Origin of the sequence: Bradyrhizobium huanghuaihaiense, from assembly GCF_007830635.1 — a bacterium.
Lineage (GTDB): Bacteria > Pseudomonadota > Alphaproteobacteria > Rhizobiales > Xanthobacteraceae > Bradyrhizobium > Bradyrhizobium huanghuaihaiense.
Genome location: NZ_VLLA01000021.1, coordinates 39,554 through 51,226, shown reverse-complemented (window position 1 = coordinate 51,226; position 11,673 = coordinate 39,554). Strand labels below are relative to the sequence as shown.

General features: G+C 65.7%; 11 protein-coding genes. 3 read left to right on the top strand and 8 right to left on the bottom strand.

Features of this window, described 5'->3' with window-relative positions; translation table 11 throughout:
• Positions 1-85 precede the first annotated feature (85 nt).
• From IQ16_RS32505 to IQ16_RS32475, 7 genes are read right to left on the bottom strand one after another with little or no spacing between them, the layout of a single operon-like run.
• The gene (locus IQ16_RS32505) at positions 86-925 is read right to left on the bottom strand and encodes an SDR family oxidoreductase (protein WP_018643238.1); all 840 of its coding nucleotides are present in this window, start codon (positions 923-925) and stop codon (positions 86-88) included.
• 14 nt (positions 926-939) lie between these two features.
• Positions 940-1,701, bottom strand: a complete 762-nt coding sequence (locus IQ16_RS32500) for an SDR family NAD(P)-dependent oxidoreductase (protein WP_018643239.1) — start codon at positions 1,699-1,701, stop codon at positions 940-942.
• On the bottom strand, positions 1,698-2,546 hold the full coding sequence (locus IQ16_RS32495) for a sugar phosphate isomerase/epimerase family protein (protein WP_026312035.1): 849 nt from the start codon (positions 2,544-2,546) through the stop codon (positions 1,698-1,700). Before IQ16_RS32495 ends, IQ16_RS32500 begins: the two co-directional genes overlap by 4 nt.
• Positions 2,543-3,307, bottom strand: coding sequence for an SDR family oxidoreductase (locus IQ16_RS32490; protein WP_018643241.1), 765 nt, complete (start codon positions 3,305-3,307; stop codon positions 2,543-2,545). Before IQ16_RS32490 ends, IQ16_RS32495 begins: the two co-directional genes overlap by 4 nt.
• A complete protein-coding gene (locus tag IQ16_RS32485) occupies positions 3,300-3,989 on the bottom strand; it encodes an acylneuraminate cytidylyltransferase family protein (RefSeq protein ID WP_018643242.1) in 690 nt (229 codons plus the stop codon). The genes IQ16_RS32490 and IQ16_RS32485 overlap by 8 nt, the downstream gene beginning before the upstream one ends.
• Complete coding sequence (locus IQ16_RS32480) at positions 3,989-5,908, bottom strand: N-acetylneuraminate synthase family protein (protein ID WP_244635952.1); 1,920 nt, start codon at positions 5,906-5,908, stop codon at positions 3,989-3,991. Before IQ16_RS32480 ends, IQ16_RS32485 begins: the two co-directional genes overlap by 1 nt.
• A gap of 22 nt (positions 5,909-5,930) precedes the next feature.
• Positions 5,931-7,313: a GHMP family kinase ATP-binding protein gene (locus IQ16_RS32475; RefSeq protein ID WP_018643244.1), complete on the bottom strand. Its 1,383-nt coding sequence runs from the start codon at positions 7,311-7,313 to the stop codon at positions 5,931-5,933.
• Positions 7,314-7,687: 374 nt separating this feature from the next.
• Between IQ16_RS32475 and IQ16_RS32470 the strand changes: the two genes are divergently transcribed.
• Genes IQ16_RS32470 through IQ16_RS32460 form a run of 3 tightly spaced genes read left to right on the top strand, consistent with a single transcriptional unit; the run spans position 7,688 to position 10,325 of the window.
• Positions 7,688-8,749 carry a Gfo/Idh/MocA family protein gene (locus IQ16_RS32470; RefSeq protein WP_026312036.1) on the top strand — a complete coding sequence of 354 codons (1,062 nt, stop codon included), beginning with the start codon at positions 7,688-7,690 and terminating at the stop codon, positions 8,747-8,749.
• Positions 8,746-9,201 (top strand): acyltransferase, encoded by a 456-nt coding sequence (locus IQ16_RS32465; protein ID WP_018643246.1) that lies wholly within the window; start codon positions 8,746-8,748, stop codon positions 9,199-9,201. The genes IQ16_RS32470 and IQ16_RS32465 overlap by 4 nt, the downstream gene beginning before the upstream one ends.
• 26 nt (positions 9,202-9,227) lie before the next feature.
• The gene (locus IQ16_RS32460; RefSeq protein ID WP_018643247.1) at positions 9,228-10,325 is read left to right on the top strand and encodes a DegT/DnrJ/EryC1/StrS family aminotransferase; all 1,098 of its coding nucleotides are present in this window, start codon (positions 9,228-9,230) and stop codon (positions 10,323-10,325) included.
• Positions 10,326-10,422: 97 nt separating this feature from the next.
• Here the strand turns inward: IQ16_RS32460 and IQ16_RS32455 are convergent, their stop codons facing one another.
• Complete coding sequence (locus IQ16_RS32455) at positions 10,423-11,646, bottom strand: phenylacetate--CoA ligase family protein (RefSeq protein ID WP_018643248.1); 1,224 nt, start codon at positions 11,644-11,646, stop codon at positions 10,423-10,425.
• Positions 11,647-11,673 lie beyond the last annotated feature (27 nt).

Here is an 11,673-nt window from a genome sequence, read left to right as displayed (position 1 = left end):
GGTGGAAGAGATTGATCAGCCTTGCGTGAGGATGGACGATCGCACACTGATCAGCAACCGGAAGTTGGTCAATACCGCGGGACCGCTACCACACGCTCCGGCCGCCATCCATGACGAGGTTCTGCCCGGTCATGTAGCTCGAGGCATCCGAGCAGAGGAACTGGACGGCGGCGCGATATTCGTCGACCTCGGCCATCCGCCCCATCGGGATCAGGCGGGTGAGGCGTTCCACGAAGGCGGGATCCTGGTTGTTGAAGACGCCGCCTGGCGAGATCGCGTTGACGCGCACGCCGTGGTCGGCCCAGTAGGTCGCCAGATATTTCGTCAGGCCGATCAGCCCGTGCTTGATCACCGAGTAGGTCACGGGCTTGACCGGCTGCTCCTCCTCGCGCGTCACATGCGGTTGGCGGTAGAGCCTCTGGTCCGGCGCGATCACGCCGAGATCGGAGGCGATGTTGAGGATCACACCGCGGCCGCGCCTGGTCATCTGGCCGCCGAATTCCTGCGCGCACAGCATCGCTCCGGTCAGGCCCACAGCGATCTCGGTCTGCCATTGCGGCACCGGGAACGCCTCGAAGCGCGAGGAATGCATGACGCCCGGGCTCGATGTCACCTTCGGATCGATCGCGGCGTTGTTGACGAGGATGTCGACGGTGATGCCGCGGCCCGCGAGCTGCTCGCTCGCTGCGCGCACCGAATCCTGTGCGGTGACATCGAGCGCGAGCGCGATCAGATCCGCGGAGGGCGTGACCTGTTTCAGGGCGGCGACGGCCGCCTCGGCCTGCGCGAGGCCGATTTCGGTGACGACGACGCGCGCGCCCGCTTCGGAGAGTGCGGCGACATGCTGCCGTCCGAGCAGGCCGCCGGCACCGGTCACGAGCGCCGTGCGTCCGGCCAGATCATAGCGGGAGGAGGGGCTTGCCATTGGGAGGCTCCTGTTCAGCTGCGCAACTGGCCGCCATCGGCGACCATGACACTGCCGGTGATGAAGGCGGCGCGGGGTGAGGCAAGGAACGCGACGAGGTCGGCGATCTCTTCCGGCTTGCCGAGCCGGCGCAGCGCCACCTCGCGCGCAAGCATGTCCTCGACCGCGGCCCTGTTCTCGGCGAGCTTGCGCGCCCAGGTCCCCTCGGCTGCGAGGATATTGCCCGGCGCAACGGCATTGATGCGGATGCCCTCGAGCGCCAGCGGCCGCGCCAGCCCGCGTACGGTCGCGTTCAGCGCCGCCTTCGCGGCATAATAGGTCACGGGCGCGCCGAGCGCCGCCATGCCGGCAATCGAGGAGATGCAGATGATGGAGCGGTCGCCGCTGCCGCGCGCCATCAGCGGCCGTGCGGCCTCGATCGTGTTGGTGCTGGCGAAGAAGTTGAGGTCCATCAGCCGCGACCATTCCGCCGCGGTTTCCTTGCCGGGCGGGACGGAGGCGCCGCTGCCGACATTGCAGACGAGGACGTCGAGGCGGCCCCAATGCTGCTCGACATCCTGGATCAGTGCCGCGGCGGCGTCCGCATCGGTGACGTCGGCAATATGGACCGAGCTCTGTCCGCCGATGGTCGCGCGCGCCGCGTTCAGCGCATCCGAGCCGCGTGCAGCCAGCGCGACCTTCGCTCCCTCCGCGGCAAGCGCGGCGGCAATGGCAAGGCCGATGCCGCGGCTGGCGCCGGTGACGAGAGCGACGCGGCCTTCCAGCTCGAGCTTCATCGCGCCGCGTCCTCGATCCAGCCGACCGTCATGTCGCGATACCTTGCGAGCGCGCCGGCGTGGTCGCCATCGGCCGCGCGTGCGGTCTGCAGGATGTACTGCCCCCTGTAGCCGGAACGCTCGATCAGCCGGATCGTCTTGGCGAGATCGGCATTGCCGGTGCCGAGCGGCACGGTGGTGCCGCCGCGGACGCGGTCCTTCACATGCACATTGAGGATGCGGGGCGCGTAGGCTTCGATCTCCTCGGCGCTGTCATAGCCGAGCGAGGCGCTGTTGCCGCTGTCGTAATTGATGCCGAAGACGTCGGCCGGAAACGCCTCCATGAAGCGGGCGAGATCGCGCGGCGGCAGATCGGATTCGAACACGATCTTGACGTTCTGCCTGACAAGCTGTTCGCGGCGGGCGATCAGCACCCGCTTGAGCGTGTCGCTCTCGCTCTCACGTCCGATCTTGCCGTTGTCGACCAGCGGGATCACGACGAACTCGATGCCGATCCGGCTGCAGGCGGCAATCAGCAGATCGAGATCGCCGACGAGAGCGTCGCGTACGACCGCATCGACCTTCCAGAACGGCGCCTGCATGAAGCAATCGCCGGTCAGGCTCGGAATGCGCAGGCCGTTCTCGCGCGCCTGGGCGATGATCTCCGCCTGGCCGGCCTCGGTCATGAGCGGATTTTCCCGCAGCCGTTCCTGATCGATGGTCCATTCCATCCGCGTCAGGGCGAGCGCCTTGGCGCGGGGAAACTCTTCGCGCCATTCATCCCACGGGAACGCCTGGATCTTGCCGTCGACCAGTGCCGACAGGCGTCCCTGCATGAAGCCGATGCGTTGCAATGTTGCGGTCACGACTTGTTATCCGAGTTGATGGCGAGGCCCTTGGCGGTCCAGCCGCCGTCGACGAAGATCTCCTGGCCGGTCACATAGGCCGAGGCGTCCGACGCCAGGAAGACGGCGGCGCCGACCATGTCGGCGGGGTGTCCCCAGCGACCGAGCATGGTGTGGCGGCGCCGGTCTTCATGCATGACGGGATCGGCAAAACTCTTCGCGGTCATCTCGGTCGCGACGTAACCGGGCGCCAGCGCGTTGACGCGGATGCCGTCGCTCGCATAGTCGGCGGCGAGCGCGCGCGTCAGGCCGGCGAGGCCCGCTTTCGCCGCGACGTAACCGGGATTGCCGGGAAAACCGCGGATCGAATTGATGCTGGTGACGTTGATGATCGCGGCCGAGCCCGCGGCCTTGAGCAGCGGATAGGCGGCAAGGATCGTGGCGTAGACGCCGGTGAGGTCGGTCGCGACCGTAGTCCGGAAGCGCGCGATCTCGCTTTCGGCGCCCTGCGGGGGAAGGCTGATCCCGGCCGCGTTGACCAGCGCGTCGATACGACCGCCTTGCGCCGCGATGGCATCGAAAGCGCGCCCGATCGCGGCATCATCGGAGAGATCGCAGGCCATCGCCGTGACGCCTTGCGGCGCGGTCCCGGAACGGCTGAGACCGAACACCGTGGCGCCAGCGTCCTTCAGGCCGCTCGCGATAGCAGCGCCGATGCCGCGCGAGGCACCGGTGACGACGGCGATCTTGCCGGCAAGAGAGAAGGCGCTGAGATCAGGCATAGCCATAACTGCGCATGATGGCGCCGCAGAGCTTGACGTCTTCCGGGCGGTCGATCTGGAACATCTTATGACGCTCCATCACGTGAAAGCCGATCTTGCCGCCGAGACGGTTGCTCTGCTCGCGCAGGAGTGAAGGAATCAACACGTAGAACGAGCCGTTCTCCAAATAGCGCTTCTCGATCTGCTGCCGCATGCGGCGGTTGCGATAGTCATAGTTGATCGGCTCCGGCCCGTTTTGGCCGATGCGCCAGTTGAAATAGTCCTCGACCTCGCAAACCGAGAGCAGGCTGTCGAGATGCTCGCGATCGAAGGTCGCAAGCGCCGCCTCGATGTCGCCGGACTCGCGGATCGGTGAGGTCGCCTGCAGCGCGACGATGCGCTCGAAGCGGCCCATCCGCCCGTCGACGGCCTCGAGCGCATGCAGCCAGGCGGATTCGGAGGAGGCGAGATCACCCGAAATGTCGTCGGGACGCCGTACGCCCACCGCACCGGCGGCCTCCGCCGCTTCCAGGATCCTGTCGCTGTCGGACGAGACCGCCACCATGTCGACGCCCTGCGCGGCGCGCGCCTGCTCGACCGTCCAGGCGAGCAGCGGCTTGCCGCAGAGATCGAGCAGGTTCTTGTGCGGGATGCCCTTGGAGCCGCCGCGTGCGGCGATCACGGCCAGCGTCTTGCGCGCCATCAGATGTGTCCTTCGAGGCGCTCGAGCGCGGTCCAGAAGCCTTCGCCCATGTTCTTGTGGCCCTGCCAGATCTCGGGAATGAAGGATGCGGTGGGTGCATGCTTGCGCAGCACCTGTCCGATCTCGTCGAAGTCGATCTCGCCTTCGCCGACCTGCAGGCCTTCGCCGTCGAGCCCCTTGGCATCGCCGAAATGCAGATGCGCGGTGTGAGGACCGAGCTGGGCGAGGCCTTGCGCGAAGTCGAAGCCGAAGTGATTGGCGGCGAGCTTGGTGTGGGAGATGTCCACGCACATGCGCAAATCATGCTTGGCGCAGAACGCGGCCGACTCGTCCGGGAAGATGAAGATGTTCTGGTGGCGCTGGCCGCCGAAATGCCAGGGGAAGGGCGCCATGGTCTGCGGCGTCAGCTCGACACCGTCCATGTCGAGCTCCTTCAGGCTCTGCGCGAAAATGCGGTAGCGCTCGGCCTTCTCTTCCGGGGGCAGCGGCTCGTCCATGGTGAAGCCGCCGATATTGGCGACGATCGGCGGACGCTTCGTCTTGGGGAAGAACTTCTTCAGGCCGCGGGTGATGTCGATCACCGCCTGCGTCTGCTCGAGCGAGTAGCGGCGCAGCGCCTCGTCGGGCGTTGCGAGGTCCATCAGCTTGGAGCCGGCGAACAGTTCCGGCGCATGCACGACGAAGCCGAGATCGTAGGTGCCGGAGAGATAGGCCGCCGGATCGCGCTCCATGTCGCTGTAGCTGAGATGGAATTCGATGATGTCGGGCTCGCAGATCTCGAGAAAGCGCTCGGTGTCGTGATAGCGCACCGGCACGCCCCAGGGCCGGTCGAAGCGGTAGCGTCGCGCCTTCGCGGCGCCCGCGTCGAGGTCGCTCTGGAAGAAATAGTCGTCGGCCGCCATCCTGCGCTTGAGGGTCTTGCCGATCAGGGCCGGCATCTTCAGCGGCGACAGGCCCTGGCCCGGGCTCTTCACGGCGACGTCGTCCTCGGAAATGACCGTACCGGCTTCGACGTCGCGTGCGGCGACGAGGCTCTTTGCGAGATTCTCGCGATTGATCAGCTCGCCCTGGCTGAGCGCGCGCTCAGCGAGCTTTTCGCCGCGCGCCGCTTCCACCTCGCGGATGCCGGTGACGAGCGCCTTGAATTCCTCCGGCTCCAGGCTCGCGGCATGGTCGGGGCCCTCCATCTCGCGGTCGAGCGTGATGTGACGCTCGATCACGACGGCACCGAGGGCGACCGCCGCGGTCGACACCGCGGTGCCGCGCTCATGACCGGAATAGCCGACGACCGGGTGGATCTCGCGCAGCGTCTCCATGAAGCGCAGATGGATGTTGTGCAGCGCCGCGGGATAGGTGCTCTGGCAATGCAGCAGCACATAACCGGCGTTGCGGTCGTCGAGGAATTTCGCCGCGGCCTTGATCTCGTCCGTGGTGCTCATGCCGGTCGAGACAATCAGCGTCTTGCCGGTTGCGGCGAGCCGCGCGAGCAGGGGAAGGTTGGTGAGATCAGCGGAGGCGACCTTGTAGGCCTGCACGCCAAAACCTTCGAGCACCGCGACGCTCTTCGCGTCCCAGGGCGTGCAGAGATATTGAATGCCCTTCGAGCCGCAGTAGTCGGCGATCTTCTTCTGCTGCTCCGTGGTCAGCTCGAAGCGGCGGAGCAGGTCGAGCGTGTATTCGACGGCGAGGTCGTCATCCTTTCCGGAGAGCGAGGAGGCGCGATAGACCTCGTCAAGCTTTCGCATCTGGAATTTGGCGCAATCCGCGCCGGCCGCGACCGCGGCGTCGACCAGCGCAATGGCGCGGTCGAAATCGCCGTTATGGTTGTTGCCGATCTCGGCGATGACGTAGGAGGGCTCACGCTCGCCCAGGAGGCGGTTGCCGATACGGACTGGAGCTGGCTGTTTGGGGGGTGTCATCAACATTCTCGTCTCACATGCGTCAGGCGGATCGCGCTGGAAGGCGCGATTTCCACGTCCGCAGTCCGTTCTCTTCGAACAAGATGCGCGAGCAGCTGTGCCCCTGCTGTTCCAGCGCCGCGATGAGCTGGTAGCGCTCGAACGGACGCACGAAGAACAGGAAGTAGCCGCCGCCGCCGGCGCCCAGCAGCTTGCCGCCGACGGCGCCGTGCGATTTGGCGAAATCGTAGAGGGCATCGAGCTCGCCGGAGGAGATCTTGGCGCTGAGCTTGCGCTTGGCGTGCCAGGCTTCGTCGATGAGGCGTCCGCAATCCTGCAGCCGGCCGCGCAGCAGGTGCTTGCGGATCTCGCGCGTCACTTCCTTCTGCTTGGCGGCGGCGCTGACTGCGTCGGTCGTCTCGTGCTGAGCTTTCTGGTCGCGATGGATCGCCCCGGAGTCGCGGCCTGCGCCGGTGTAGCAGAGCACGAGGCTCTCCTCGAGCTCGGCGATGATGTTGGAGTCGAGACGCAGCGGTACGATGGTGTTCTGGTCGGACGAGAACTCCATGTGGTTGAAGCCGCCGAACACGGTGGCGTATTGATCCTGCCACCCGCCGGGAATGTTGAGCATCAACCGCTCGGCCTGGAACGCCATTTCCGCGATCTCGTGGCGATCCCATTGGTCGCTGCGGAATTCGTTGAAGCAGCCGATGATGGCGGAGGAGACCACCGCCGAGCCGCCGAGGCCGGAGCCGACCGGGAAGTCGGCGGAGACCTCAAGCTCGAACCCATAGGTCGGCTTGATCAGGCGCACCACCGATTTGATCAGGGCGAGTTCGCCGCCCGTGCCGAGCTCGGCGAGATTATCGGCCTCGACCGTGCGGCGAAAATCGTGCGAATAGATCCGGATTCGGGGATCGCTCCGGCGCCGCAAGGTCGCATGCGCGTACATCTTGATCGTGGCGCTGATCACCGCGCCGCCGTCATTGGCGACGAAGTAGTGCGTCAGATCGGTGCCGCCGCCGGAGAAGGAGATGCGGACCGGCGAGCGGGCGCGCGCGAACACCTCGCTCTCCTCCGACAGGTTGAACAGCTCGCGGCTGAACACGTCGACCAGCCGGCCCTCGGTATCGAGGATGGGCACGACGTGCACGCGCTGGTCGAGCAGCTTGAGGATCTGCTCCCGCGGTCCGCCGGCCTGCGCCCAGACGAAGTTGCGGTTGATGCAGGCTGCCACCTCGTCGTGGATCGTGAGGCCCGTCAGCATCCGTCGGCGGATGTCGCCATCGGTCACCGCGCCGACGATTCGTCCGGCCGCATTCTGCGCGAACAGGATCCCGAGCATGTTGGCGTTGAGGCGCCGGAAGGCTTCCTCAATGGTCTCGGTTTCGGCGATGGTGAGATGGCTCGTTTCTGCCAATGTCATGGATCCAAAAAGGGGAAGGAATTTCAGTCCCTTAACCCCGCGGCGAGCCGCCTCTTCGAGTCGTTAGATACGGCAGGGGGGCGGATCATGCAAGTTTCCCGGAATCGCGCGTCTGCGCGCCGCAAATGGGCTCGTCAGTGCCGGAACCGGCTTCGTCAGGAGCCGGCTTCGGCATTGCGGACCGCTCGCGGTGTCCCGCCCCGAATGGGCCACAGGCGTTGCGGGGCGGGGTGTGCAGCCTGCTCTACGGCTCGCCTTGCCTTGCCGTCTGCTTTGCCTGTATTTGACGAAGCTGGCACTTGCCGACGATCGGCCTTGCCTGGGCCGGCCCCGTCCGCGATCACCGGCGTTTACCGGTATGATGAAGGCTCTGCATGATTAGATTTGGGCTGCTCGGCTGCGGGCGAATTGCCAAACGCCACTCCGACCTCTTGGGCGGCAATCACGTGGAAGGTGCGAGCCTCGTTGCGGTCTGCGATCCCGTCCGCGCGCGCGCCGATGCCATTGCCGGCAAGTTCGGGGTGCCTGCCGATTACGACATGGACGATTTTCTCGCCCGCAAGGACATCGACGCGGTCGCGGTGCTGACACCGAGCGGGCTGCATCCGGCGCACGTCATCGCTTGCGCCAGGGCCGGCAAGCACGTCGTCGTCGAGAAGCCGATGGCGCTCCGGCTGCAGGATGCTGACGACATGATCCGTGCCTGCGACGAAGCGGGCGTGAAGATGTTCATCGTCAAGCAGAACCGCTTCAACGTGCCCGTCGTCAAGGCGCGCGAGGCGCTCGATGCCGGCCGTTTCGGCAAGCTGATCCTGGGTACCGTGCGCGTGCGCTGGTGCCGCGATCAAGCCTATTACGACCAGGATGCCTGGCGCGGCACCTGGGTCTATGACGGCGGCGTGCTCACCAACCAGGCGAGCCATCACATCGACATGCTGGAGTGGTTCTTCGGCGACGTCGTCAGCGTGCATGCGCGCGGGATGACGGCGCTCGCGAAGATCGAGACCGAGGACACTGCGGTTGCGACGTTGAAGTTCCGCAACGGCGCGCTCGGAATCGTCGAGGCCACCACGGCGGCGCGGCCGACCGATCTGGAGGGATCGCTCTCGATCCTCGGAGAAAAGGGCACGGTGGAAATCTCCGGCTTCGCGGTCAATCAGATCCGGCATTGGCGCTTCGTCGACGAGCTGCCGTCCGACAAGGACGTGGTCGAGAAGTTCTCGGTCAATCCGCCCAACGTCTACGGCTTCGGCCATCAGGCCTATTATCACCATGTGGTCGACTGCCTGGTGAACCAGCGCGCCGCGCTGGTCGACGGGCTCGAGGGCCGCAAGAGCCTGGAACTGATCTCCGCGCTCTATGAATCGATCGAGACCGGCGCCGAGGTCTCGCTACGATTTACACCGCGGCTGAGCCGCCTGGGTGTCGTCACGTGAACAAGCCGGACATCCATCAAGCCGCCATTCGCGATGTCGCGTTCGGTACCGGCGTCAAGGTCGTCGAGCCTTGCAACCTCTATGGCTGCAAGATCGGCGACGATTGCTTCGTCGGTCCATTCACCGAGATCCAGAAGGACGTGGTGATTGGCGCGCGCACCCGCGTGCAGTCGCATGCCTTCATCTGCGAGCTGGTGACGATCGGCGAGGATTGCTTCATCGGTCATGGCGTGATGTTCATCAACGATACGTTCTCGACCGGCGGACCGGCGCGCGGACACAAGGAGCTTTGGCGCGAGACGGTGATCGGCAACCGGGTGTCGATCGGCTCGAACGCCACCATCCTGCCGGTGAAGATCGTGGATGACGTCGTGATCGGCGCGGGCTCCGTGGTTACCAAGGACATTACGACGCCGGGCACCTATGCCGGCAATCCGGCGCGCCGGCTGTAGACCGGTAATTTAAGGGAATACGATCGATGGCCGTGCCTTTTGCCGATCTGCATCTGCAGCATCAGACCATCAAGAGCGAGATCGATGCTGCAATCGCGGGCGTGATCGGCGACAGCGCGTTCATTCGCGGTAGCTATGTCGATGCCTTCGAACGGGAATTCGCCGAGGCCGCCGAGGTGAAGCATTGCGTGTCCTGTGCCAACGGGACCGATGCGCTTTATCTCGCCATGAAGGCGCTGAAGGTGAAGCCGGGTGACGAGGTGATCACCACGGCGCATTCGTGGATTTCGACGGCCGCGATGATCACCCATGCCGGAGCTTCGGTCGTGTTCTGCGACACCGACGGTGCGACCTTCACGATCGATCCGGCGGCGATCGAGGCGGCGATCACGCCGCGCACTGTCGGCATCATCCCTGTCCATCTCTACGGCCAGCCCGCCGACATGGATGCGATCATGGCGATCGCAGCCAGGCACAAATTGTGGGTGATCGAGGATTGCGCGCAGGCGCATCTGGCACGTTACAAGGGGCAAATGGTCGGCACCTTCGGCGCGGCCGCGACCTATTCGTTCTATCCGGGCAAGAATCTCGGTGCGATGGGAGACGCCGGCGCGGTGGTCACCAATGACGGCGCACTCGCCGAGCATATGACCATGTTGGCGCGCCATGGCGGGCTCGTGAAGCATCAGCACCAGATCGAGGGCATCAACAGTCGGCTCGATGGTCTGCAGGCGGCCATCCTGTCGGCGAAGCTGCCGCATCTGGCGGCCTGGACCGAGGCGCGACAGGCTGCAGCGAAAGTCTACGACGCAGGACTGGGCCAAATCGAGGATATCATGGTGCCCGCGGTCGCGCCCAAGCGCAGTCACGTCTACCACCTCTATACGATCCGCCATCCGCGTCGTGATGCATTGGCCGCCCATCTCAAGGCCAACGGCGTGCAGACGGCCATCAACTATCCCACCGCATTGCCATTTCTGGCCGCCTATCAGCGGCTCGGCTACCGCACGGAACAGTTTCCGAATGCATCTCGCGACCAGGGACAAATCCTGTCGCTGCCGATGTTCGCGGAAATCACTCGCGCGCAGCAGGACGAGGTGATCGACCTCGTCCGGAAATTCTAAAGCGCGATGAAATTTGGATTAATCATCCTCGCGCTTTAGGTTGTTGTTTGCGCGTGATCTTTCCGGAAAACCGCTTCGCACTTTTCCGGATCATGCTTTAGCGCTCGTCCGCGATCACCTTGCCGTCGTTCGGCAGCGCACCGGGGCCGACCAGCTCGATCGCGCCGCCGAGCTTCGTCACCGCCCGCAAGGTGCCCGCGATCTCCTCGCGCAGTGCCTCGCTTGCCGCCGCGGTTTCGGCCTTCAGCGTCATGGCGTCGGTTTCGCCCTGGCGCGTGACGACGAGACGCAGGCGGCCGAGGGCGGGATGGCGCTTGGCGATCTCGGCGACCTGCTCGGGACGGACGAACATGCCCTTGACCTTCGTGGTCTGGTCGGCGCGGCCCATCCAACCCTTGATCCGCATGTTGGTGCGACCGCAGGGGCTGGTGCCCGGCAGCGCGGCGGTGAGATCGCCGAGCGCAAGCCGGATCCAGGGATGGTGCGGGTCGAGCGAGGTGACGACGATCTCGCCGACGTCGCCCGGCGCCACGGGATCGCCGGTGCCGGGCTTGACGATCTCCATGATCAGGTCCTCGTTCACGACCATGCCTTCACGGGCCTCGGTCTCGAACGCGATGAGGCCGAGATCGGCGGTGCCGAAGGCTTGGTAGGCGTCGATGCTGCGCGCCTTGATCTCGGCCTGGAGCGAGGGCGGGAAGGCCGCACCCGAGACCAGCGCGCGCTTGATCGAGGAGACGTCGCGGCCTGCGGTTGCGGCAGCGTCGAGCAGGATCTTCAAAAAGTCCGGCGTGCCGCTGTAGCCGACGGGACGATAGGCTTCGATCAGCTCGAATTGCTGCTCGGCATTGCCGGGACCTGCGGGGATCACCGCGCAGCCCAGTGCGCGCGCCGACGAGTCGAAGATGAAGCCGCCGGGCGTGAGGTGGTAGCTGAATGTGTTGAGCACGATGTCGCCCTCGCGGAACCCGGCCGCGAACAGCGCCCGCGCGCCGCGCCACGGATCGGCCTGCCGTCCTTCCGGCTCGAAGATCGGTCCCGGCGAGGTGAAAAGCCGTGCGAACGAGCCCGGGGCTGCCGCCACGAAGCCGCCGAAGGGTGCCGAGGCCTTGTGCAGGGCCGGCAGTTCCGACTTGCGCAGCACCGGCAGGCGCGCCAGCGCCGCGCGCGTGGTCACGGCGTCCGGATCCACGCCCTTCAGCCGCTCGGCATAGGCTGGTGCCGTCATCGCGCTGCGCAGCACGGCGGGCAGGCGCGAAAACAGCTCGGCCTCGCGCGCAGCCTGCTCGCGCGTCTCGAGGGCGTCGTAATGGGCGGTCATGGCTGATCTTTCCGGGTTGGCATCCGT